Below are 22709 nucleotides of genomic sequence, written 5' to 3' on the forward strand. Positions count from 1 at the left end.
CATGGCGACGGTGGAAGGTCCGGCTAGAGACAGCCAACGAAAAACGAGGCATCCATGAATCATCCATTGCTCATCGATACGGAAACATTGGAGCAAAACTTGGGGCGGCCCGGTCTTGTGGTCATCGATGTGCGAGGGAAGGCGGCCTATGCGTTCGGCGGCCACATTCCCACCGCCGTCCATGCGACATGGCACGAGTTCAGTGATCCCAACGCGGTGGCGAAAGGGTTGCTCGATCCGGATATCGGTCGGCTCGAACAGAAGATCCGGGCACTGGGGATCAGCAACGACAGCGATATCGTGATCTATTCGAACCCGTTCGACAATTGGGGTGACGAAGGGCGGATGTTTTGGATGCTGGAATACCTGGGCCTCACCCACTTGCGAATTCTCGACGGTGGCTGGGTGAAGTGGGTGGCCGAAAAGCGGCGGTATGAACATGGTGGCGCCAGCGTGAAGCCGGGCACGTTTAAGGCGTCCCCGCGATCGGAATTGATCGCGATGAAGGATGAACTCAAACAACTCGTGAAGCGGCCGCATCCGCATACCACGATTGCGGACGCAAGAAGCCTGGAAGAATACGCGGGCAAAGAAATCGCCGGTATCCCGAGGCCGGGGCATATCCCGTCCGCGATCAACATTCCCTGGAACGGGTTTCTCAATCCCGACGCCACACTGAAAGATTCGCGTACGATTCGCACACTGCTCGAGGACAAAGGGTTGCACGAAGGCCAAGAGGTGATCTGCTACTGCACGGGTGGCGTGCGCTCGGCATGGCTCTATTTCGTGTTGAAGGTCGTCGGATACGACAAAGTCCGCAACTATCCGGGATCCTGGTGGGAGTGGAGCCGCGATTTTGCCGCCCCCACGGAGACGGACACGAAGGTGCTGCACAGGATCCTCAATCCGGAGGCCCGGCCGTCATGACATCGCCTTGACACTCAGAAAAATCACGTGTTAAGGTCGACCGGTCCTCGCTGCATTCAATTCATCCGATCAAAACTCAAAGGAGGTGTGGGCATGAGGAGAAAATTTCTTCTTGGTGCATTGGCTCTGAGCGCGATCACCGGGTTCTTCAGCGTGTCGCTCCTCGCCGGGCTTGCTCTTGCGGCTGAAAACAAGCACGTGTCGGAAGCCGTTGAGCACGCCAAGGAAGCCGTGGAGCACGGAAAACAAGGGCATGCCGACGCGCTGGTGAAGCACGCGGAAGGCGCCCTGAAGCATGCCGAAGCCGCCCAGAAAGATATGAAGAATCCACACCTCACTGAAGGCATCAAAGGTCTCAAGGATGCGATCGAGCATGGCAAGGCTGGACATGCCGATGTCGCGACGAAGTCAGCGGAGGGGGCGGTCATGCACCTCTCCGAAGCCAAGTAAACATTCGACACTGCTCCTTCGGACGGGCAGGGGTAACCCTGCCCGTTTTTGTTTCTACCGCGGGAAGGGGACCATCCCTGAGGCGGGTGACAAAGAAGGCCGCGTACGGACATGAAGGTTGGGTTCTATCAATTCAATCCGACGTTCGGTGAGATCAAGCACAACCTCGACACGGTCGCTGCGCGTCTCGACACGGTGACGTCCGATCTGGTCGTCCTTCCCGAGCTTTTTGCGACCGGGTATCAGTTCTCGTCCGTTGAAGAAGTGCGGGCGCTCGCCGAACCCATTCCCCACGGGCCGACCACTCAACGGCTTCTCGACATCGCCCGTGACCGCCAGGTGTTCCTTGTCGCCGGTCTCGTCGAACACGATCGCGGGTGTATGTACAACTCGGCGGTCGTCGTCGGGCCGCGCGGCGTGATCGGCTGGTATCGCAAGGCCCACCTCTTTTTCGAAGAGACCTTATGGTTTACTCCAGGTGATACAGGATTTCGCGTGTGGGATATCGGCAGCGCAAGAATCGGCGTGATGATCTGTTTCGACTGGTTCTACCCAGAAGCCGCGCGGACGCTCGCGCTCGCGGGCGCTGAGATCATTTGTCACCCATCCAACCTGGTGTTGCCGTATTGCCCGGACGCCATGGTGACGAGATGTCTGGAGAATCGGGTGTTCGCCGTGACCGCCAACCGCATTGGGTTTGAAGAGCGAGGGAACAAGCCGCGGCTGAGCTTTATCGGCAGCAGTGAAATCGTCACGCCGCGCGGACGGATTCTCGCTCGCGCGCCCAGGGATGAAGAGGCGGTCACAGTCGTCGAGATCGATCCGGCCGAGGCACGGGAGAAGTCGCTCAACCCATACAACGATCTCATGAAGGACCGCCGGACGGACCAGTACCGACTGTAATGCGAACTTGCCTTCAGTACCCCTGGTGTTAACTAATGTCAGGACAAGGAATGACGTCGTGGAAGGTCAACTCGGCAAAGGTATGTTCCTGGTCGCCTCTCCGGCCCTCCGCGATCCGAACTTCCGGCAGACCGTCGTGTTGCTGTGTGAGCACGGCGCTGAGGGCGCGCTCGGAGTGGTCGTCAACCGCCCGACCGGCATGTTGATTACGGAGGCGTTGCCCCAGATTCCAGTGCTGGAGGGGCAGCGGCATGTTCTGTTTGCCGGCGGACCCGTTCAGCCGAACCAAGTTCTCATCCTCTATCGACTGACCGAACGCCCGACCGATACGCATCACGTCGTCGACGGAGTCTATCTCGGCGGAGACCTGGATACCGTCGAACGGGTACTCAGGGAACCGTCGGGAACCGAAGCCTTTCGCGCGTATGCCGGCTATTCCGGCTGGGGGCCCGGGCAGTTGGAACAGGAGATGAAGACCGGGTCTTGGCTCACGGTGCCGGCCGATCCCACAGTGATCTTTCAGCACGATCCGGCACACGTCTGGAGTGATATTTTGCGTTCGCTCGGAAAGCCATACGATTTTTACGCCGAGATGCCGTTCGATCCTTCCCTGAATTAAGCTGGCCATCACTATCCCGCCGCTCATGAGTCGGCCCTTGCTTCTCTTCAGCTGCCTTCGCCAGGGAGATCCTGCGCGGGATGGTCGGGTTCTGTCGGTGAGGCGAGTCGACGGGAACACTGTCCGTCGTTATGAAGAGCCGAGGACTTCCTTGAGGAATTGGCCGGTCTGTGATCCGTTCACCTTTGCGATGTCTTCCGGCCGGCCTTCCGCGATCAAATAGCCGCCAGCCTCACCGCCTTCCGGGCCAAGATCGATCACCCAGTCCGCCGTCTTGATGAAATCCAGGTTGTGCTCGACGACGATGACGGTGTGTCCCGCGTCGATGAGCCGACTGAGGACCGCCAGCAACTTTTTCACATCGTGCAAGTGGAGCCCGGTCGTCGGCTCATCGAGGATGTAGAAGACGTCCCGCGATCCGCTGTTTTTAAGTTCGGCGGCGATCTTCAATCGCTGGGCTTCGCCCCCGCTCAGCGTCGTGGCCGGCTGCCCGAGCCGGAGGTAGCCGAGCCCGATTGAGGTCAGGAGGTGGAAGGACGAGGCGACGCGCGGACTATCTCCGAAGAGCGCCAGGGCTTCACTCACGGTCAGCGCCAGAACTTGATCGATGGATGTGCCGCGATACCGGACGGTGAGCACGTCCGGATTGAAGCGACGCCCGTGGCAACGCTCGCACGTCACATAGATATCCTCGAAGAAATACATCTCGAGCTTTTCCGATCCGCTTCCTTGGCACCGTTCGCACCGGCCCCCCTTCGTGTTGAAGGAGAAATGAGCCGGCGTGAGCCCGAGGCGCCGTGCGGCGGGTTCGGCGGCAAACGGGCGGCGAATCTCGTCGAACGCTTTCAAATAGGTGACCGGGTTGGATCGCGGCGTCCGGCCGATCGGCTCTTGGTCGATCAGGCGGACGGTTCGAATGTGCTCCAAGCCCTTGATCGCCGTGAACCGTCCCATCGGAAGCGAGTCGAGCCGAAACGCCCGTGCGGCCGCCCGATACAGCGTGTCCTGCACCAGCGTGCTTTTCCCCGATCCCGACACACCGGTCACGCACGTCAGCATGCCGAGTGGGAAGCGCACCGTGAGGTCCTTGAGGTTGTGTTCGCGGGCGCCGGCGAGAACGAGGAACCGGCCGTTCCCTCGGCGGCGTTGCTTGGGAACGGAAATGCTGTCCTCGCCACGTAGGTACCGCGCGGTGATCGAGAGTGGATGCTGCACGAACTCATCCTTGCGCGCCGCCGCGACCACCTCGCCGCCTCGGTCTCCCGACCAGGGGCCCATCTCCACGATGTAGTCCGCCGCGGCCATGATCCGGCGGTCGTGTTCGACGGTGACCACGGTGTTTCCTACCGCGGCAAGGTCGCGCAAAATATCGGCGAGCATCGCGGTGTCACGGGCGTGCAGCCCGATGGTCGGTTCATCGAGCACGTAGAGCGTCCCGACGAGCCGGGCGCCGAGCTGGTTCGCGAGTGCGATGCGTTGCGCCTCGCCGCCCGAGAGCGTCCGAGTCTGCCGAGTCAACGTCAGGTAGCCCAGGCCGACGCGCGCGAGAAAGCCCAGCTTCGCCCTGAGCTGACGCAGTACGTCCTCCGCGACCCGTCGTTCGAAGTCCGACAGCGCCAACGTTTCGAGCCAGCGGAGCGTGACCGCGATCGGCCAATTGGAAATCGAGTGGATATCCTCACCGTCCACCTTCACGTGCAACGCTTCGGGCTTGAGCCGCGAGCCCTGGCACGAGGGGCAGGGGAAGGGGCTTCGGTACCGGCTGAGGAAAACGCGCACATGGAGCTTGTAGCGTTTGCGCTCGAGATATTCGAAGAAGTCAGTGATGCCATCGAAACGGCGGTCGCCCGTCCAAATCAGCGCCCGTTCCTGGTCGGTGAGCTTCGCATAGGGAGTTGACACATCGATGCCCCGACGCTTCATCGCGGTGAGCAGCTGCTTCTGCCACCAGGTCGTTCCGGGCTTCGTCCACGGTTCGATCGCCCCACCCGCCAACGAGAGGTTTTTGTTCGGGACGATCAACTCCTCGTCATAACGAAGGACATTCCCGAAGCCCGTGCACTCAGGGCAGGCGCCGAGGGGATGGTTGAACGAGAACATCACGGGGCGAAGCGCGGGAAACGACCGGCCACAGCGCTGGCACAGAAAGTTGGTGCTGTACGTGAGCCGGCCGTGACCAATGATCTCGGCTCGGCAGATCCCGCCGCCTTCGATGCACGCCGTCTCGACGGCTTCAGCCAACCGCCCTCGGCTCTCGTCCCTGAGGATCAGTCGATCCAGCACGACATGGATCGGCTGGCGCGGCGACCCTCGCCATGTGAAATCAGGATGAAGGTCGAAGACCTGGTCGCCACAGAAAACGCGAAGGAAGCCGCGGGACAGCAGGGAGCGCGCTAGCTCCTCGTCCACCTGGTTAGGCGCATCTACCGGGAACAGGATCATCGCGCGGCCGTTCGGGAAACGACTCAGCAGGTCATCGACGATCTCGGCCGGCGAAAAACTTCGTGCTTCCTCATGGCAATCGGGGCAGATCGGCCGCCCGATTTTCGCGAACAGCAAGCGCAGGAGGTCAGCAATTTCCGTGGCGGTACCGACCGTGGAGCGCGCCGTGCGCACGGGGTTCTTTTGCTCGATGGCGATAGCGGGCCGAATGTTGAACAGCCGGTCGACCTCGGGGCGGTTCACCTTTTCGAGAAACATTCGCGCATAGGTCGACAAGGACTCGACGTAGCGCCATTGGCCTTCGGCGAACAGCGTATCGAACGCGAGCGAAGACTTCCCGGACCCCGACACGCCGGTAATGACCGTCACGGCGTTGTGGGGAATGCGGAGCGAGACGTTCTTGAGGTTGTTTTGCCGGGCGCCTTCAATGATGAGGTCGCCGGTAGGTTCGGAAGGTCGTGGTGCGGTCACAGAAATTCCTGTTCTGATGAGATCATACTTACCCCTCGGGGCCGCGCGCAAAGGAGCCTTGCGATCCAGCGTATCATCGTAGAACCATGCGGAGCAGGCCGACACAGACCATATAAATGGTAAACCCGCCGAGCATGGCGATCCAAAATCCCAGCCGGGGGAGGACCAGGATGATAAAGCTCACGTAGGCAAGCCACGGCGGCACGAACCACAACAAATGCTTGGCATACGAGAGCGTGTTGTCGGCGCCCCCGTTGAGATAGATCAGCACGAACGTCATGCCGGTAATCGCCGGGAACGTACTCGCAAAGGCCGCGAGAAAGCCGCGCCCCATCGAGCCGACATAGGTCGATGTGCTGACCAGCAATCCCCCGAGGAGGAAGTAAAGCCCGTACTTCACGATGTCATTCATTCCGTCCCCCTGCCGTCACGGATCTCTTCGGCTCCCGTCACGTCCCTGTCGTCATCCTACCTGAATCCTTGTAGCGGCCGCTTGCGGTCGATGCAATGCCGTACCGCTCGTCGGGTGGGCGGCAGATCGCCTGTCTGTCAGATTACTGAATTGCCACGGCTTGCCGTGCGCCGTCCTCGGCGGGTAGGCTGAAACAGCAACGACGCGTATGAGACCTCGTCGCACACATTCGTCGCTGAAGCACCACCTCGGCATCCTTGGGGGACTGACCCTCGTCCTTCTCGCCGCCACGCTGGGCCTGGCGATCTTGCTGCTCCGTCAAACCGAGTCGGCCCGCTTGCACGAGGCCGACAGGCTGTTGACTGCGTCCGTCGACGAACTCGTTCGCCGATACGATGATGTGCGGGGGGCCTTCGCCGATCCGCGGCTCCCGTCGCATGTAGACTCTCAGGACGAGAATGTATTGCAGGCCGTGACGCAGGCGACATTGGCCGGTGTCCCCGGCGCCGAAGGCGGATTTTATGCCGTCGAAGGCCATCGCTTTGTAGGATACGCCTATCCCACGTATCCCGGATCGGGGCGCAAGACCGACGTGCCGGCGGCCGAGCGGAATACCATTGAGCGGGTCGTGCTGGCGGCGGTGAGCCAGAGTCGGCACGCAGTCGATCACGTCGCCGCCGGGTCCGACGTCATCCTCTTTCACGCGCGGCCGCTGCCCCGGCATGGCGATTCCATCGCCGCGGCATGGGTCATGACGCGCCTCAGCGGCCTTCATGGCACTCCATCGGTCGTCTCTACGATGGCGATGCTCGGGGCGCTCGTCCTTGCCGCGGTGATTCCCCTCACGGCGTGGTTGACGATCCGACGGCTCGACGCCGGGGTGGCGACCGTCGAAGCGGGATTGAGCGCGATGGAAAAGGAGTTGGGACGGTCATTGCCGCCCATCGGCATTGAGGAATTGGATCGAATCGGATCGGCGATAAGCCGTCTCGGTATGACACTCGAGAAGCAGCAGGCGGACCGGCGGGAGCTGGAACAGCGGCTCCATCACGCGGACCGCCTCGCCGCCGTGGGTCGGCTGGTGGCCGGCGTGGCCCACGAACTGCGAAACCCGTTGGCCTCCATCAAGCTCAAACTCCAGCTACTGGAGCGGGGCCCGCTGAACGAGGAGCGGGTGTCCGGCACGCGTCACGTCCTGTTGGCCGAGGTGGGCAAGCTGGACCGACTCGTTCAACGACTGCTCACTCTCGCCAAGCCGCAGGCAGCCCCGACCGTCACCGACGTGAGCCGCTTTCTGGCCGAGCGTCTCGAGCCATGGCGCGTCCGTGCGGAGGAGCAAGGTGCCGCGGTGACCTGCGAAGTGGATCCGGCCGTGAACACGCTCTCGCTCGATCGGGACCGGCTGGGTCAGATCCTCGACAATCTGGTCGCCAACGCACTCGATGCCGTGAAGGATCGTTCCGGACGCGTGCTCATTCAGGTGGCTCGCGATGAAGGTCATCAGGTCGTCCTGCGCGTCGTCGATAACGGGCCGGGTCTGCCGGCGGATGTCCTCGAGCGACTGTTTGAGCCGTTTGTCACGACGCGAGCGGAGGGGACCGGGCTGGGCTTGTTCCTATCCGCCGAGTTGGCCCGTGCGCTCGGCGGGCATCTTCATTATACCGGCTCGTCGGCGGGCGCTCGCTTCGAGCTGAGATGGCCATGCTGACTCGGCCCACCACCGTGCTGATCGTCGATGATGAACCGCACCTGCGTGCGAGCCTCGTGGAACTGCTCAAAGGGGGAGGGTACCACGCGGAGGAGGCAGGGAACGGGGATGACGCGCTGGCGATGATCGGCGCACGCGGGATGGTCCCCGACGTCATCGTGCTCGATCTGAAAATGCCGGGCCGAGGAGGCCTCGCCGTGCTCGACGCGTTGAAGGCCGGGGAAGAGACCCGGAACGTTCCGGTCGTCGTCTTGACCTCGTACGGCGGAAGCGAGCCGACGATTCAGGCGATGAAGGCCGGCGCCTACGACTATCTCACGAAGCCGTTCGACGCCGACGATCTCATGCGGTTGATCCGACGTGCGACCGAGGTGAGCCGCCTCAATCGTGAAGTGGCGCGGCTGACCCGCGTGCGGAGCGAGGGGGAGCAGGAGGGCATAGTGGGCCGGCATCCGCTCATGCAACACGTCTTCAAGGTCATCGGCAAGGTGGCGGGCACGGATGCGACCGTGTTGCTCACCGGCGAATCGGGGACCGGAAAGGAACTGGTTGCACAGGCGATCCATCGACACAGCCCGCGCGCCTCACGGCCCTTCGTCGCGGTGAATTGCGCCGCGATTCCCGACGCCCTCTTGGAGAGCGAATTGTTCGGTCATGAGCGCGGCGCGTTCACCGGGGCCGTGCAGAGTACGGTGGGCCGGTTCGGAGCCGCCGACGGAGGGACGCTGTTCCTGGATGAAATCACCGAACTTTCCGCCGGGCTCCAAGCGAAACTGCTCCGGGTCTTGCAAGAGCGTGTGGTCGAGCGACTCGGGGGCGCGCGTCCGTACCCGGTCGACCTTCGCGTGATCGCCGCGACCAATCGCGACCCGACGCATCTCGTGCGCGAAGGCCGATTCCGTGAGGATCTCCTCTATCGCTTGGACGTGGTCCGGATCGACCTGCCTCCGCTCCGCGCGAGGCGGAGTGATATTCCATTGTTGATCGACGCCTTTCTGCGTCGCTATCGGCACGAGCACGGAGCGGGGCCGTCCGCGCTCGGCGATGACGCGCTCCATGCGCTGCTGTTCTATGAGTACCCCGGAAACGTCCGCGAGCTTCACAATCTGATCGAGCGTGCCTGTGTGTTGGCCCGGGGACCGCTGATCCGCCTCGAGGATCTGCCCGGTCTGCAGTCGGGCGGTCCGGCTCGCGGCCTCGATCCAGAACTGCGTGATCTGTTGACGATGCCGTTGCCCCAAGCGACGGCCTCGTTGGAGCGTCTGCTTATCAGCCGCGCCTTGACTACGGCCAACGGCAACAAGGCCGAGGCCGCGCGTCTCCTCAACATTCACCGTCAGCATCTCTACGCCAAACTCAAAGAACTCGGGCTCGATGACCCCGCGACCTGACGGGAGCGAGGTGACCGGCGGGAAGCTTGCCCGCCTGTCCGCCTTCGCGACGCACGACCGTTTGCAATCCGGACATCCTTCACGTTCGTTCGACGCCATCCCAAGCATCGGCGGGCCATCGAGCGTGGTCCGCTCCATGCTACGGCCTTGCGGCGAACGGTATGAGAAGGATATGTTTCATTCTGATCATCGTCGCGGGGACGCTCGATCTGTCCGCACTTCCGTGCTCGGCGTTCGACTGGGTGCCGTCCGCAAGGGAACTCGACCGCTATCGCAACAGTTGGAATCCGATGTCCAACGGCCCGATCCTCCTGACGGCCGTGGACATCGATCCGAAGGGCCAGTTCCACAGTCAATATTTCGTCTTCGCCGAATCCGGCCATCAGCAATTCGGCAATACCTTCACAACGCACCGCTTCGACTCGTCGTTTCATTTGAATGCCGTCGAGCCGCTCGTCGTCGCGGGCTATGGTCTGACCGATCACGTCGAGCTGAACGCGGCCTTTACGGGCCTGTATTGGAACGCGACCCAGCGGACGGTCGAGGGCTCACGCACCTCCACCTCGTCGATTGGGTTGGGGGATACGGCGCTCTATTTGAAGTATCGGCCGATCGTCCAGGACCCCGGCGGCTGGCGGCCTTCCATCACCATTTACAATCAAATCACGGTGCCGACGAGCACCTACGCCGGGACTGCGCAGATTCCCGGCAACTTCTCTCCATTGGGGAAACTGCCGGCGTCTCCGTTCGGCGGCCTCGCCTTGACCGAAGGGGTGCTCTTTCGAAAAAACCTCCGGCCCTTTCGCATCAGCGGGGGCGTCTTCTACACGTACACCGCCCCGGGCCATACCACCGACTCGACCTCGTACGTCGGCGATATCGTGAATACCCGCGTGGTGGTCGAGCATATTCTGAACGAGGAGCGCGGGTTCGGTACGAACATCGAGTTCGTGAGCATTCACGGCCTGCCGTTTCGGGCGGATGGGCACGGCCTCACCCTGCCGCCGTCCAGCTTTCAACTGTTCGGCGTCGAACCGGCCGTGGAGTACAAGTTCAGCAGCACCTGGTTGGGCGGTGATCTGGTCGGCGCGGTCGGCGTCCTGTTCACGATCGCGGGGCAAAACGACATCGCCGCGATCTATCCGAACCTCTCGCTGTACTACTACTGGGGAAAAGGCGGCAAGGCGGTGATGCGGTGAGGCTGCGTTCAACCCCGGAAGGCCTCCCGGGCTTCATCGACGATCGCCTGGCCGATCCCCGTGTAGCGTGGCGAGAAGTGAAACACGATGAGCTCGCGGACGCCCGCTTTCTTCGCCATCAGTCCGGCTTGGCGGGCGGTCAGGTGATAACGCTCGGCGGCTTTGGCCGCGTCGCGATCCAGGTACGGGGCTTCACAATAGAACACGTCCGCACCCTGCGCGAGGTGGACGATCTTCGCTTCATTGCGCTCGTCGTATCGGAGGTCGACCACGTACGCCACCTTTTGCCCCCGCGTGATCGTGACGAACGCCTCGCGCACGTCCCCCAGGCGAAACTCCCGCTCCTCCTTGCGGTGCTCGAAGTAGAGCGTCGCCCGAAATCGGAAATCGTCCGGGCGGCCATCCCACAGGTGCTGCTTCACGTCCTTGAGCCACGAGCCAACCGGGAGCCCGGCCGCATGCAGCTTCTCTTTATTGATGTTGACATGGAACTGCTCCTGCAGCGCGTAGCCGAAACACGGGATACGATGATTGAGGGCGACCGCGCGCACGGCGAACATCGGGTCGCTGAGCACGGTGAACGGTTCATCCCCGGCCACCGGGTGCTCTGCTTCTCGTATGTCCCGGCCGCGGAACCCCTCGGCAGCCAGAAACTCGGTTGCGCGCAGCCGGCCGCCGTCGAACTCGGTCACCTCGATGGTCAACGGATAGCCGTCGACGAGGTTCCAAGTATAGCCGCGTAACTTCCCCGCCACGTTGTCAATCAAGCCCGGCGGACCGTGCAGACGCAAGGTCTTGCCGCGCCCGAGGGCGATCCGCAACACCCGGTCGAAGCCAATGAAGTGGTCCATATGCGTGTGCGAGACGAAGACATCACTCGCTCGAAGCAGGCGGGTCGGACTGACCGGCGCGTTGTCACCGAGATCGAAGAGCAGGCCGCGCCTGGCCCATTTAATCTCGACATAGAGTCCCGGATCGCCGAATGGATCATTGACGAGATAGCACGAGAAGGACGGTGTCATGTCAAGACGAGCTTCAGCACGCCATACATCACGAAGACCTCGACCGCGTGCGCCGCGATCGTGGCGGTGAGGCTGCGCAGTCGTACCCACATCATACCCCACACGAGTCCGTCCCAAACGGCGATCCAATGCAGATGGCGAAACGTCGAGACCATGAAGGGATCGAAGGAGAAGGCCAGGGCGCTGAGCGCGATCGCCGCGGCGACGGTGACGGGCCCGGGAAGCGGGGCTTGTTGAAGGAGCATGAGCAACCGTCCGAGAAGGAACCCTCGAAAGTTGACCTCGACGAACACGGCGATCAGGCCGATGAACCACGGCACCATGATGGCCGCCGGCAGGCGAGCGTGCGGGGTGTCGCGTAAAAACTGAATGTCCGCCCCGAGCGCGGGCACGATGGACAGGATCACCGCCGTGTTGACGGCGCCAAGCAGCAAGCCGACAAGGATACCTGTGCGGAGGCTGACGACGATGGTTGCTGGGTCGAGCCCCAAACGTTTCAATGGGTGGTCGTTGGACCCGGCCCAAAGGATCAAACACGCGTAGGCGACTCCCTGTGGCGCAAAGACAACGACCGCTGTTTCTTGCCAGCAGGCGGGAAGAAGGTAGAACAGGCCGGTGGCGCCAATGGGCAAGAGTGCCAGCCAGGCGAGCCGTTCGCCATGCACGCCGGCCATTGTGGCTACTGCAGGACGATACTGTACTTGTCGAGCGTGGTCGCCTTCTGGCGTGCGAGGTTGGACAGCGACTTGTTGTAATCGACGATGGCGCGCAGTTCGTTCGCGCGCGCGGTGGCAAGATCACGCTGGAATTGCAGGACGAAGATCGTGGTGCTCAAGCCGACCTTGAACCGCTCCTGTTCGGCGGCCAATTGCTTTTCCGCCAAAATCCGGGCCGCCCGGGTCGTTTCGATCCGCTTGAAATCGGTTTGCACGCGCCGAACCGCTTCCTTGACCGCGACGATGACCTGTTGCCGCACGCTCTGCAGCGTGGCTTTCGCATTCAGCGCTTCCAGTTGGCGCTTGTTGTACTGACTCCACGCCGACCGATTGCCGAGCGGGTAGCTCAAGACGAGGCCCCCGCCGTAGTTGTAGAAGTCGCCGCCGAAATTTCGCGAAAACATATCGCCCGTATTCGCACCCAGTCCCGCCAAGCCGACGGTGCCTTGCGCCGCCAGGCTCGGCAGCAGTTGGTTCTTGGCGAACTTGGTATTCAAGTCGCTGGTCTCGATGTTCTTGTTCGCTTGGAGAATCTCCGGCCTGCGGTCGATGGCGGCATCGATGGCCTCCTCGAGCGTCAACGGCTCAAGCATCTGAACCGGCTGATCCAGGGGGATGAGCCGGACGTCCTGGCGGAGATCGAACTCGTCGGGATTCAAAAGACGCCGAACTTGGTCTTCTTGATCCCGAATGGTCTTCTCGGCGACAAGGATGGCTTCGACCTGCGAGGCCACGCCGGCCTCGGCTTGCAGGACCTCGACGGCTGACAGAACGCCGGCCTTGGCCTTTGCTCGATTGCCCGCCAGCAGTTCTTCGGCGGCCTTCAAGGCCGCCTGCGCGACCTTCAGGTTCTCATTGGCAAAGACCAATTCCCAATAGGTCTGCTCGACCGTGGCGATGACCGTCAAGACGCGATCCGTGAAGGCCTGCTGTTCGTTTTGCGCATTGTTCTGAGCGATGCGAATGAACGTCTTGTTGATCTCGACACCGGCGCCGCGCAACAACGGTTGCGTCAGCGTAAAGGCCAGGCCGCCGGTATACGCGGGATTGAACAAGAAGGTGTTCCGTCCCGCGACGAAGGTCCGCTGGGGGCTGTAGTTGATGTCGTAGTTGGCGCCGGTCAACAGGTTTTGGGTGAGGTCCAGGGTCACGGAGCTCGTGTTTTGATCGAAGGTCGTAATTTGGTTCAGCGCGGAGCCGGTGAACCCGAGGACCGGTCGGTTCAACGGCTGGACCAATCGGTTGTATTGCGCGTTGAGGCTCATGGTCGGATCGAACTTCGATTGCTCGAAGATGATGTCCGTGAGCCTCGACTCTTTCGTCTGCCGGCTGATGGTGATATCGAGATTGCGCTGCAGCGCTTGGAGCACGGCATCTTTGACGGTAATGGCGTCGCGACGCTCCGCACGCTGGTCACCTGCGTCCGCGGGCCAACCGTCATGCGGCAGGCCAAGGACCGTCCACAACACGGCGCACGAGACTACGAGATGGACAGCACGCATAAGTCCCCCTAGTTGCAGATGACGACCGGCGCTATACTAGAGCATTCGCAATTCAGTGTCATCTCACTCCACACTCCATGAGGTCATCATGCACGTGAAGCTGAGCGTCGGGCCGAGTCGGTGGGGAGGAGTGATTGGGCTCACCATCGTCATCGGTCTCATCAGTGCGGGAAGCCTGGGCGCGCAAAGCGTGTCGGGTGTGCGCGCCTTCGGCGGCGGCGTGGCACCGTTCTTCAATTTGGTCGGCCCCGGCAACTTGTACCTCGACAATCAGGGGACGACGGGGTTCATGTACAACCCGGGGAACAATTTCGAATCGTTCAACTTCCGCAATCCATCGACCGGCCAGGCGTGGAGCGGGGCGATTATGACCCTTGGCCCGCAGTTATCCGTCGGCCTCATCCAAGGCGCGAATCAGACCGGAACGCCGACTCTACTCGTGCCGCCGCCCCGCATCCCGCCGCCTGTGGCGCCAATTCAATCGGACCTGTTAGACATCCCTTGAGGTCGTGTTGGGTGAGGGCTCCGAGGGAAGAGGGCAATCCTCACTGAACGCTATTCGTTCGCGAGTTGCCATGTTAGGACGGCGACGTATCGCGTGACAGCCGCAAGAACGTCGGGGTTGATCGTTTCCACGGTGTCCCCCGGCTGGTGGAAGTTCGGGTGCGCGCCGCCGCTCACGATCGTCACCGTCGGCACTCCAGCTTCCTTGAACGGCACGTGGTCGCCGCCCGGGAAAAAGCCGAAGACATCGATGAGCTGGCTAAGGTCCGCCTCGTCGGCCGCCTTCAGCGCCACATCCTTCGGGCGTCCGGCGACTCCCACCGTCAACCGACCATTTCCGATCCCGGCATGATCGACATTGATCATCGCACGCGTGACGGCTAAGGGCACCACCGGGGTGTCGACATAGCGCTTCGATCCCAGCAGCCCTTGCTCCTCCCCACTGAACGAGACAAAGAGAATCGACCGCTTCGGTTTCTCCGCCAAGTCGCGCAGGAGCCGCGCGACTTCGAGGAGGACTGCGGTGCCAGAGGCGTTGTCATCTGCACCGTGAAAGACCAGCCCCGCTTGCCGGCCAAAGTGGTCGCGATGCGCGCCGACAATCACCGTTTCGCCGCCGTCGAACCGGTTGTCACGTCCCGGCAGGAGACCGACGACGTTGTACATCGTGCCGCTCGTCTCGTACCGTTCCCAGCGCAGGGTGACGGTGACCGGCATCGCGCGTGATCGCGGCGTGAGAGTATTGAGGTCTGTCTGAAGCATCCGTAGGGGTGTCTTCGTCGGCCCTTCAGAGGCTTCAAGCAGACGTTCCGCCAGGTCCGTACTGATCCACGCGCCCGGCAACATGTCCGTCGCCGGCACGCCGCCATACGCGGCCTTGGGCGCGTGGCTCGGATCCCGGCGGGCTTCGTATCCCGTCATCACCGGTGGAGTCGCCGTCATGACTCCCACCGCACCGTGAGCGCGCGCGATTCGTGCCTTGTCCGCGTGCGTCAGGAAGGTCGGATAGCGTTCGGGCTTCCCACGGAGGACCAGGACCACCCGGCCGCGCACGTCGACATCGGCGTACTCGTCGAATTGCCGATCGGGATCGGAAATTCCATAACCGACGAACACGAGCGGTGCGGTGAGGTCGACGGATGGCGAATCGAGGATCGGAAGGTAATCGGAACCGGGCTGCGCCAGGAATGCTGTGCCGCCAGCATGGAATTCGAGCCGTGGAGCGGGGGCAATTGTCGTGACGCTGGCGGGCGCGGCCATCAGTGCGGAAGAGCCGGGCGGTAGCTGCAACCCGAGCGATGAAAACCGGTGTGCGACGAATTCCGCCGTCGTGCGGTCAGCCTCCGTCCCTGTTTGGCGTCCTTCAAACGTCGCGCTGCTCAATGCCGCGACGTCGGCCAACAGCCGGGCTGTGGAAGGAGAAGGAGAGGGAGAAGGAGAAGAAGAAAGGATGGGGAGAGTCGGCAGATCGGCGGCTATTGCGGAGGCCCAGAGGGCGAGCAACGCCAGCCCTCGCGTCCCGTGCTGCCATGTGATCAACGGTCGGCGTGTCCCGTCTTCAGCATCGCCAATTCTCGTTGAAGCTGGGCGACCTGCTTTTCCAGCGCCATCATCTTCAATTCACGGCCCACGACGACGTCCTGAAACGTCTCCAGGTCCACCACCTTTTCCTGGAGCTCCGACTTGGATGCTTCAAGGTCATGGACGACCTTCGTATAGGCTTGCGTTCGCTGATCGAGCTCTGCATGCAGGGAGGTAATCGTCTCTTCCGTCCGCTGGCGATCCGTCACGTCGATGCCGATGCCCAGCACATAGCCGTGCTGCCCATCGCCGCCTTGAATAGAAATGCAGCGCCACTCGATCAGCCGCTCCTCGCCCGACTTCGTGAGCCAGGGGCTCCGATGCGGAGCCGGAGGGCTGTCGTTCGGTGCCTTCAGCCGCTCCTGGACGTCGGTGGCACGTGAGGGAGGAATCAGCAGATCGAAGATCGACCGGCCGAGCACTTCGTCGCGACCGTACTTCGTCAACGCCTCCGCCGCGCGATTGAACAACAGCAGCCGACCCTCGCCGTCGACGACGACCAAGACATACGGAACCGCGTCGATGATCGATTCGAGCAGGCGTCGACTGTCACGGAGGCTCTGCTCGATGCGCTTGTGCTCCTCGGCCTGCCGGCTCAGGTGACGCACATGGATCGCCCGATTGACCGAGCCGAGCAGGTAGTCGCGATCGACCGGTTTGAGAATGTAATCATAGGCGCCGCCGCGTAACGCCTGCATCGCCAGCGTTTGATCGCCATAGCCGGTCACCAGGAGGGTCGGCGTCTCCGGTCGCATGGTCTTGATATGCTCGAGGAGCGTCAGGCCGTCCATATCCGGCATGCGAATGTCCGAGATGATGGCATCGTAATCGGTCGTCTCGATGCGGTCCAAGGCCAGCCGCGCCGAGCCGCAGAGGTCGACGACGGCACCGGGCATCCAGAGACGAAACATTTCAGGCAGGGCGGTCAACACGGCGGGATCATCATCGATGATGAGAATGTGTGCGGTAGACATGAGCCGTTCGTACCTTACGCTCGTTCGCTTAGCCGGTCAATCGGCAGGTCGGCGTACGTGTTCTTCCCCGGCTCGGCCGGCTGTGCTTCAGTTGCAGGTCGGCGAATGATCCGGGTACTATTCCGCCCGATCATCAGAGTGGGGGATGACGATGGCAGGTGAGTCGCCATACTTCGATCGATACCGGAAGTTCTTCGCGGAGCGGGAAAAGGCGGAAGGATACGAATTCCATGAGGCGACGGCAGAGAACGTGCCACCGCCAAAGGTCACCTTTCTGGAGCGCCTCCGGTGGTGGACCTTGAACCGAGGTGAGCGAATCAAGAAGATCCGAGCCGAGCGGGATCGCCGGCAGCAGGAGATCTTCGACATCAAGCGATCGCAGTCGCGGTCCACCCACTCATAAATTTCCCACAGCGTACCGACAGTGAACAAGGGCGCGAGAGTCACTCCGTTGCGCTGTGGCTGCTCGGTCTCGTTGGCCGTGGTCGTTCTGATGAGCATAACGAGACGCATCTGCGCTGGACCGTGAAGCGGGCCGTGCAAGGCGATGACCTTGGGCGCGCCGACCGCATCGTGAAGAAGGAGTGATGGGAATGCCTAGCAAGCGACCGGTGGACGAGAGCGAGCGACCGCTGTACGAGAGATGGAGAGGTGTGGTCCTGTTGATCGCGATGGTCATGATCATTGCGTCGACAGCCAGTGGCGAAGATCGTGGGCAAGAGATCGGACCCACCCGGCGCCCCGTGCCGCTCGACCTGTTCAAGACCTGGAATTTCGACAAGCAGCCGGCGGCTCAGCCGCCGACCGGCTTTTCTCCGCTGACGGTCGGCGCGGGCGAGGCGGCGCTGTGGCTCGTGCAAAGCGATCCCAATGCGCCGTCGCCACCGAACATCGTCCGGCAATCCGCGCCTTGCCCGTCGGACGAGTGTTTCCAAGTGTTGCTCGTCGATGAGCTGGTGTATGAATACCCGGATGTGTCGGTGCGCTTGCGACTGGCCGAATCACCGGCCGATGCCAATGGTGCCGCGGGCATCGTCGTTGCCGCTGACGACGGGAAGCGCTTTTACGCGGCGACGGTCGATATGGCCGGTCAACAGATCGAACTGCTCCGCGTCGAGAACGGAGTGGCCACGGTTGTAGGGCGAACGCCTGTCAAACCGAAATCTATTCCGTGGCACGTCTTGCGCGTTCGCCGCAATACAATCATCAGCAAGGAATTCATCGAGGTCGTCTACGACGGCGTTCAGGTGCTGTCGTACGAGAGCAAGAGCCTTCAACCGGGTCAGATCGGTGTGGTGACACGAGGCCCGGCCATGGTCGGATTCGATAATTTGAACGCCGCCCCGCTCTACTCCCAGCGACCGCTGTCTCCGCCCGCTGCCTATTGACTCCGTACATCTCGTGGCGTCGGCGTTTTCTCATGCGGTCGTCGCGCTCGCGCTCGGGAAGACGGTGGTCGGCGTCCCGATCGCCAGGCGATTTTGGGCGCTCTCCGTCGGCTGTTCGATCCTGCCGGATGCCGACGTCCTCGGCTTTGGCTTGGGCATTCCCTATAGCCACATGCTGGGGCACCGCGGGCTGTCGCATTCATTGGCCTTCGCGCTCGTCCTCGCCGTGGTCGTGGTCCGTTATGGGTTCCGTGAGGTGGCGGTCGGATCGACGCGATGGTGGCTGCTCCTAAGCCACTTCTTCCTCGTCGCGGCTTCTCACGGCCTGCTCGATGCGATGACGAACGGCGGACTCGGCGTCGCGTTCTTTGCGCCCTTTGACGACACGCGATACTTCCTGCCCTGGCGCCCCGTGTACGTATCGCCGATCGGCATCGCGCCGTTCTTTAGCCGTTATGGCGTGACCGTCCTGGCGAGTGAAGTGCTGTGGATCTGGGTTCCGGCCCTCCTCATCACCGCTGCCGCCGGCGCGGCTCGCAAGGTCTGGCGCTGAGCGGGCGGACAGATCCGTCCGGTCATCGAGCCGACCTCTATGATAAGATGACCGCCATGCCGCGATTCACATTGGAAGCACCGTTTACGCCCAAAGGCGATCAGGGACCGGCGATCGAGAAGCTGGCGATGGGGGGCAAGGCCGGCCTGCAGCACCAGGTGCTGCTGGGCGTCACCGGCTCAGGCAAGACCTTCACGATGGCGAATGTGATCGAGCGGGCGCAGAAGCCCACGCTCGTCTTGGTGCACAACAAAACGCTCGCGGCGCAGCTCTACCAGGAGTTCAAATCATTCTTTCCGCACAACGCGGTCGAATACTTCGTCAGTTACTACGACTATTACCAGCCCGAAGCGTACATCCCACAGAGCGACACCTACATTGCCAAGGATGCCTCGATCAACGACGCGATCGATCAGATGCGCCACTCGGCGACGCGGTCGCTGCTCGAGCGCAATGATGTGGTGATCGTCTCCTCGGTGTCCTGCATCTACGGCCTGGGGTCGCCCGAGGTCTATCACGGCATGCTCCTCTATCTCGAGGAAGGCATGGAGATCCGCCGGGAGCAGATTCTCTCCAAACTCGTCGAGATCCAATATTCGCGCAACGACACCGACTTTCATCGCGGCACGTTCCGCGCGCGGGGCGACGTGATCGAAATCTTCCCGGCGTCGAGCGATGCGATTTCGGTCCGGATCGAGCTGTTCGGCGATACCGTCGATGCGATCCATGAGATCGATCCCTTGGCCGGGAAGTCGATCCAGCGGCTGCCCAAAGTGCCGATCTATCCGAACACGCACTATCTCATCGCGCCGGATCGCTATGAGCGTGCGCTGACCGGCATCGAGGAGGAACTGGAGGAGCGCATTCAGTATTTCAAGGATCACGGCCAATTGCTGGAAGCGCAACGCATCGAGCAGCGGACGCGCTTCGACCTGGAGATGATCCGCGCGATGGGCTACTGCCACGGCATTGAAAATTATTCGCGACACTTGAGCGGACGGCAGGCGGGCGAGCCGCCGCCCACGCTGATGGACTATTTCCCGAAGGATTTTCTCCTGATCATCGACGAGTCGCACGCGACGATCCCCCAACTGCAAGGGATGTATGAAGGCGATCATTCGCGGAAGAAGGCGCTCGTCGAATACGGCTTTCGGCTGCCCTCGGCGTTTGACAACCGGCCGCTGAAATTTCCCGAGTTTCAGACATTCATGACGCAAGTCGTCTACGTGTCGGCGACGCCGGGTCCGTACGAGCTCAAGCACGCCGGCTCCCAGATCGTCGAGCAGATCATCCGGCCGACCGGCCTGATGGATCCGGTGATCGAGGTGCGGCCTGCCCGGGGACAGGTCGATCACCTCTTAGGCGAAGTGCGGGCGACGATCGAACGCGGCGGTCGGGTGCTGGTCACGACGTTGACGAAGCGGATGGCGGAGGATCTGACTGAGTACTACCACGATCTCGGGATCAAGGTGCGGTACCTGCATTCCGACATCAAGACGCTGGAGCGGGCCGAGATCGTGCGCGACCTGCGGCTCGGCGTGTTCGACGTGCTCGTCGGCATCAATCTGCTGCGCGAGGGGCTGGACATTCCCGAAGTCATGCTCGTCGCGATCCTGGATGCCGACAAGGAAGGCTATTTGCGGTCCCATCGGTCGTTGATCCAAACCGCGGGCCGGGCGGCCCGCAACGTCGACGGCCGGGTCATTTTTTATGCCGACGCGATCACGGATTCGATGCGGCACGCCCTCGACGAAACGGCACGGCGCCGGGCGATCCAGGCGGCCTTCAACGAGGCGAATGGGATTACGCCCGAGACGATCAAGAAGAGCATTGGGACGCTCGAGTATCAGATGGCGGAGGCCGACTATCTCGAACTCCCCATGGCCGCTGATGGGAAGGTGGAATACGAGACACCCGATGCGATCGAGGCCGCGATCCGGAAGCTTGAAGGTGAAATGAAAGCGGCGGCCAAGATGTTGGAGTTTGAAAAGGCGGCGCAGCTGCGCGACCGGATCAAGGCGCTACGGATCAAGGAGCTGCAGGTGGAAGCGTGAGGGAGAGGTTGTGGCTGAGATTAAGGTTGAGCGGAGCCGAATGTCGACCTCAATCTCAACCTTCCTCCTAGGCCTGCTTATAGAGGTAGATGCCGAGGAAGATGCCGAGAAAGGTCAGGAGGTTCATTTTGACGACGATGCCAAAGGTGATCTTGAGCAGCACGAGGTTGACCGTGACGGGCGGCTCGATCCCCGGCATGATAGCTTGTGTGAAGATGTTTTGAATCGTCCCTTTTGGCGCCATCACGCGCAGAATCTCGCCGAGAATTCCTCCCAGCAACCCGCCCAGCAGGATAAAGACGAGCAGGATCCATGGTGATTTGCGCACCCGCGCCTCCCTCCGGCCAGAAATTGCGGCGCACCTTAGCGAAAGCTCTCTAGGAAGTCAAGAAATCAGCGTCGACCATTCGATCGACGTTTCGATGCGCGATCGCCTTGGAAAGACGGCCATTCCCTTGACTTCAACCCCCTCGTTGTTTAGACTGCCGTGTTGCCCTTTTTGTAAGTTTTTCTAAGTGCTAGGAGATGTACGGTGCTCGACGCGCTGAGCGAAAAATTTGAGCGCATCCTGAAGAAGCTGCGCGGCCACGGCGTCTTGACGGAAGACAACATCGCCGAAGCGCTGAAAGAAGTGCGGCTCGCGCTGCTCGAGGCCGACGTCAATTTCAAGATCGTCAAGGAGTTTCTCGATCGCGTTCGGCAGCGCGCCGTTGGCCAAGAGGTGCTGCAGAGCCTGACCCCGGGCCACCAGGTTGTGAAGGTCGTGTGGGAAGAGCTGTGCGCCTTGATGGGGCAGGGCCAAGCGGGCCTCACGCTCGCGCCGGTGCCCCCGACGATCATTATGATGGTGGGTCTGCAGGGATCGGGGAAGACCACGACGTGCGGCAAGCTGGCCCGGTACTTCAAGCAACAAGGACGCCGCATCCTGCTGGTAGCCGCCGATCCGCGGCGTCCGGCCGCGACCGAGCAGCTCGTGAGCTTGGGACGTGATCTCGATGTTCCGGTGCATCGCGCGGATCGGCCGGGGACGTCGAAGGCCGATGTTGTGGCCGTTTGCGCGAGTGGCGTCGAGCGGGGTCGCGATCAAGGCTGCGATGTCGTGATCCTCGATACCGGCGGGCGGTTGCACATTGACGATGAGTTGATGGATGAACTCGTCGCGGTCAAAGCGTCGGTCCGTCCGCACGAGGTCTTGTTGGTCGCCGATGCGATGACCGGGCAGGACGCGGTCACGATGGCCGATCGCTTCAATCAGAAGGTCGGCGTGACCGGCATCGTCCTAACCAAGGTCGAGGGCGATGCACGCGGCGGGGCCGTGCTGTCCATCCGCGCCGTCACCGGCAAACCGGTGAAGTTCCTGGGCGTCGGTGAAAAGCTCGATGCGCTCGAAGTGTTTCATCCCGACCGGTTGGCGTCCCGTATCCTCGGAATGGGCGACGTTCTGTCGCTGGTCGAAAAAGCTCAGCAGGCCTATTCCCGGGAGCAGGCCGAAGCCGTTCAGAAAAAACTGACGTCCAAGACGCTGACGCTCGAAGATTTTCGGGATCAGATCAAGCAGGTGAACAAACTCGGGTCCTTCGATCAAATCCTCGGCATGCTGCCTGGCGGACAACGGCTGAAGGATATGGCGGCGGGCGGCGTCCCGGATCGTGAAATCAAACGGGTCGTCGCGATCATTGATTCGATGACGCCGCGGGAGCGTCGCGACCATACGATTATCAATGGCAGTCGGAAAAAGCGGATCGCACGGGGCAGCGGCACGAACGTGCAGGACATCAACCGCTTGATCAAGCAATTTCTCTCGGCCCGCAAGATGGTCAAGGCCCTCACGGCCGGCGGCGGCCGACGGCAACTCGCTCAACTGTTACGAAGCCAAGGTTAAGCCCGACGTGA

Annotated in this window: 21 protein-coding genes; 13 read left to right on the forward strand and 8 right to left on the reverse strand. The window is 61.9% G+C overall.

Annotated features, from left to right (window positions below; all coding sequences use genetic code 11):
- The first annotated feature begins 54 nt into the window (after positions 1 to 54).
- The 4 genes from AC1U7K_RS01185 (at position 55) to AC1U7K_RS01200 (ending at position 2899) form a co-directional block, all read left to right on the forward strand.
- On the forward strand, positions 55 to 927 hold the full coding sequence (locus tag AC1U7K_RS01185) for a sulfurtransferase (RefSeq protein ID WP_480248988.1): 873 nt from the start codon (positions 55 to 57) through the stop codon (positions 925 to 927).
- Positions 928 to 1020: 93 nt separating this feature from the next.
- Positions 1021 to 1377: a small metal-binding protein SmbP gene (smbP, locus tag AC1U7K_RS01190; RefSeq protein ID WP_480248989.1), complete on the forward strand. Its 357-nt coding sequence runs from the start codon at positions 1021 to 1023 to the stop codon at positions 1375 to 1377.
- Positions 1378 to 1488: 111 nt separating this feature from the next.
- Positions 1489 to 2280 carry a nitrilase-related carbon-nitrogen hydrolase gene (locus tag AC1U7K_RS01195; protein ID WP_480248990.1) on the forward strand — a complete coding sequence of 264 codons (792 nt, stop codon included), beginning with the start codon at positions 1489 to 1491 and terminating at the stop codon, positions 2278 to 2280.
- Between the two features lie 58 nt (positions 2281 to 2338).
- A complete protein-coding gene (locus tag AC1U7K_RS01200) occupies positions 2339 to 2899 on the forward strand; it encodes a YqgE/AlgH family protein (RefSeq protein WP_480248991.1) in 561 nt (186 codons plus the stop codon).
- 129 nt (positions 2900 to 3028) lie between these two features.
- Here the strand turns inward: AC1U7K_RS01200 and uvrA are convergent, their stop codons facing one another.
- Positions 3029 to 5812 carry an excinuclease ABC subunit UvrA gene (gene uvrA / locus AC1U7K_RS01205; RefSeq protein WP_480248992.1) on the reverse strand — a complete coding sequence of 928 codons (2784 nt, stop codon included), beginning with the start codon at positions 5810 to 5812 and terminating at the stop codon, positions 3029 to 3031.
- 73 nt (positions 5813 to 5885) lie between these two features.
- On the reverse strand, positions 5886 to 6224 hold the full coding sequence (locus tag AC1U7K_RS01210) for a DUF3147 domain-containing protein (protein WP_480248993.1): 339 nt from the start codon (positions 6222 to 6224) through the stop codon (positions 5886 to 5888).
- Between the two features lie 208 nt (positions 6225 to 6432).
- On the opposite strand from AC1U7K_RS01210, the gene AC1U7K_RS01215 reads away from it, so the two are divergent.
- The 3 genes from AC1U7K_RS01215 to AC1U7K_RS01225 all read left to right on the forward strand — a co-directional run bounded on the left by AC1U7K_RS01215 (position 6433) and on the right by AC1U7K_RS01225 (position 10522).
- Positions 6433 to 7932, forward strand: coding sequence for a sensor histidine kinase (locus AC1U7K_RS01215; protein ID WP_480248994.1), 1500 nt, complete (start codon positions 6433 to 6435; stop codon positions 7930 to 7932).
- Positions 7926 to 9323, forward strand: coding sequence for a sigma-54-dependent transcriptional regulator (locus tag AC1U7K_RS01220; RefSeq protein WP_480248995.1), 1398 nt, complete (start codon positions 7926 to 7928; stop codon positions 9321 to 9323). The genes AC1U7K_RS01215 and AC1U7K_RS01220 overlap by 7 nt, the downstream gene beginning before the upstream one ends.
- Before the next feature lie 161 nt (positions 9324 to 9484).
- Complete coding sequence (locus tag AC1U7K_RS01225) at positions 9485 to 10522, forward strand: hypothetical protein (RefSeq protein ID WP_480248996.1); 1038 nt, start codon at positions 9485 to 9487, stop codon at positions 10520 to 10522.
- Positions 10523 to 10530: 8 nt separating this feature from the next.
- Here the strand turns inward: AC1U7K_RS01225 and AC1U7K_RS01230 are convergent, their stop codons facing one another.
- From AC1U7K_RS01230 to AC1U7K_RS01240, 3 genes are read right to left on the reverse strand one after another with little or no spacing between them, the layout of a single operon-like run.
- Positions 10531 to 11544: a ribonuclease Z gene (locus AC1U7K_RS01230; protein ID WP_480248997.1), complete on the reverse strand. Its 1014-nt coding sequence runs from the start codon at positions 11542 to 11544 to the stop codon at positions 10531 to 10533.
- Positions 11541 to 12218 carry a hypothetical protein gene (locus tag AC1U7K_RS01235; RefSeq protein WP_480248998.1) on the reverse strand — a complete coding sequence of 226 codons (678 nt, stop codon included), beginning with the start codon at positions 12216 to 12218 and terminating at the stop codon, positions 11541 to 11543. Before AC1U7K_RS01235 ends, AC1U7K_RS01230 begins: the two co-directional genes overlap by 4 nt.
- Before the next feature lie 5 nt (positions 12219 to 12223).
- Positions 12224 to 13762 (reverse strand): TolC family protein, encoded by a 1539-nt coding sequence (locus tag AC1U7K_RS01240; RefSeq protein ID WP_480248999.1) that lies wholly within the window; start codon positions 13760 to 13762, stop codon positions 12224 to 12226.
- Between the two features lie 88 nt (positions 13763 to 13850).
- On the opposite strand from AC1U7K_RS01240, the gene AC1U7K_RS01245 reads away from it, so the two are divergent.
- On the forward strand, positions 13851 to 14267 hold the full coding sequence (locus tag AC1U7K_RS01245) for a hypothetical protein (protein WP_480249000.1): 417 nt from the start codon (positions 13851 to 13853) through the stop codon (positions 14265 to 14267).
- A 50-nt stretch (positions 14268 to 14317) separates the two neighbouring features.
- On the opposite strand, the gene AC1U7K_RS01250 is transcribed toward AC1U7K_RS01245, so the two are convergent.
- Both AC1U7K_RS01250 and AC1U7K_RS01255 read right to left on the reverse strand, forming a co-directional pair.
- On the reverse strand, positions 14318 to 15805 hold the full coding sequence (locus AC1U7K_RS01250; RefSeq protein WP_480249001.1) for a M28 family peptidase: 1488 nt from the start codon (positions 15803 to 15805) through the stop codon (positions 14318 to 14320).
- Positions 15802 to 16821, reverse strand: coding sequence for a response regulator (locus AC1U7K_RS01255; RefSeq protein WP_480249002.1), 1020 nt, complete (start codon positions 16819 to 16821; stop codon positions 15802 to 15804). The genes AC1U7K_RS01250 and AC1U7K_RS01255 overlap by 4 nt, the downstream gene beginning before the upstream one ends.
- Before the next feature lie 145 nt (positions 16822 to 16966).
- Between AC1U7K_RS01255 and AC1U7K_RS01260 the strand changes: the two genes are divergently transcribed.
- The 4 genes from AC1U7K_RS01260 (at position 16967) to uvrB (ending at position 20816) form a co-directional block, all read left to right on the forward strand.
- A complete protein-coding gene (locus tag AC1U7K_RS01260; RefSeq protein ID WP_480249003.1) occupies positions 16967 to 17224 on the forward strand; it encodes a hypothetical protein in 258 nt (85 codons plus the stop codon).
- A gap of 190 nt (positions 17225 to 17414) precedes the next feature.
- On the forward strand, positions 17415 to 18209 hold the full coding sequence (locus AC1U7K_RS01265; RefSeq protein WP_480249004.1) for a hypothetical protein: 795 nt from the start codon (positions 17415 to 17417) through the stop codon (positions 18207 to 18209).
- Between the two features lie 13 nt (positions 18210 to 18222).
- Positions 18223 to 18762 (forward strand): metal-dependent hydrolase, encoded by a 540-nt coding sequence (locus AC1U7K_RS01270; RefSeq protein WP_480249005.1) that lies wholly within the window; start codon positions 18223 to 18225, stop codon positions 18760 to 18762.
- 56 nt (positions 18763 to 18818) lie between these two features.
- Positions 18819 to 20816, forward strand: coding sequence for an excinuclease ABC subunit UvrB (gene uvrB / locus AC1U7K_RS01275; protein WP_480249006.1), 1998 nt, complete (start codon positions 18819 to 18821; stop codon positions 20814 to 20816).
- Positions 20817 to 20883: 67 nt separating this feature from the next.
- On the opposite strand, the gene AC1U7K_RS01280 is transcribed toward uvrB, so the two are convergent.
- Complete coding sequence (locus AC1U7K_RS01280) at positions 20884 to 21144, reverse strand: DUF4321 domain-containing protein (protein ID WP_480249007.1); 261 nt, start codon at positions 21142 to 21144, stop codon at positions 20884 to 20886.
- 204 nt (positions 21145 to 21348) lie between these two features.
- On the opposite strand from AC1U7K_RS01280, the gene ffh reads away from it, so the two are divergent.
- Positions 21349 to 22698 (forward strand): signal recognition particle protein, encoded by a 1350-nt coding sequence (gene ffh / locus AC1U7K_RS01285; RefSeq protein WP_480249008.1) that lies wholly within the window; start codon positions 21349 to 21351, stop codon positions 22696 to 22698.
- The last annotated feature ends 11 nt before the right edge of the window (positions 22699 to 22709 follow it).

Source organism: Nitrospira sp. Vd2 (genome assembly GCF_979581665.1).

Coding starts and splice junctions, on each gene's coding strand:
- AC1U7K_RS01225 (WP_480248996.1), top strand. CDS start 9,485: ATGAGAAGGATATGTTTCATTCTGATCATCGTCGCGGGGACGCTCGAT.
- AC1U7K_RS01245 (WP_480249000.1), top strand. CDS start 13,851: ATGCACGTGAAGCTGAGCGTCGGGCCGAGTCGGTGGGGAGGAGTGATT.
- AC1U7K_RS01255 (WP_480249002.1), bottom strand. CDS start 16,821: ATGTCTACCGCACACATTCTCATCATCGATGATGATCCCGCCGTGTTG.
- AC1U7K_RS01195 (WP_480248990.1), top strand. CDS start 1,489: ATGAAGGTTGGGTTCTATCAATTCAATCCGACGTTCGGTGAGATCAAG.
- AC1U7K_RS01230 (WP_480248997.1), bottom strand. CDS start 11,544: ATGACACCGTCCTTCTCGTGCTATCTCGTCAATGATCCATTCGGCGAT.
- AC1U7K_RS01260 (WP_480249003.1), top strand. CDS start 16,967: ATGACGATGGCAGGTGAGTCGCCATACTTCGATCGATACCGGAAGTTC.
- AC1U7K_RS01185 (WP_480248988.1), top strand. CDS start 55: ATGAATCATCCATTGCTCATCGATACGGAAACATTGGAGCAAAACTTG.
- AC1U7K_RS01235 (WP_480248998.1), bottom strand. CDS start 12,218: ATGGCCGGCGTGCATGGCGAACGGCTCGCCTGGCTGGCACTCTTGCCC.
- uvrB (WP_480249006.1), top strand. CDS start 18,819: ATGCCGCGATTCACATTGGAAGCACCGTTTACGCCCAAAGGCGATCAG.
- AC1U7K_RS01240 (WP_480248999.1), bottom strand. CDS start 13,762: ATGCGTGCTGTCCATCTCGTAGTCTCGTGCGCCGTGTTGTGGACGGTC.
- AC1U7K_RS01220 (WP_480248995.1), top strand. CDS start 7,926: ATGCTGACTCGGCCCACCACCGTGCTGATCGTCGATGATGAACCGCAC.
- smbP (WP_480248989.1), top strand. CDS start 1,021: ATGAGGAGAAAATTTCTTCTTGGTGCATTGGCTCTGAGCGCGATCACC.
- AC1U7K_RS01265 (WP_480249004.1), top strand. CDS start 17,415: ATGCCTAGCAAGCGACCGGTGGACGAGAGCGAGCGACCGCTGTACGAG.
- AC1U7K_RS01210 (WP_480248993.1), bottom strand. CDS start 6,224: ATGAATGACATCGTGAAGTACGGGCTTTACTTCCTCCTCGGGGGATTG.
- AC1U7K_RS01215 (WP_480248994.1), top strand. CDS start 6,433: ATGAGACCTCGTCGCACACATTCGTCGCTGAAGCACCACCTCGGCATC.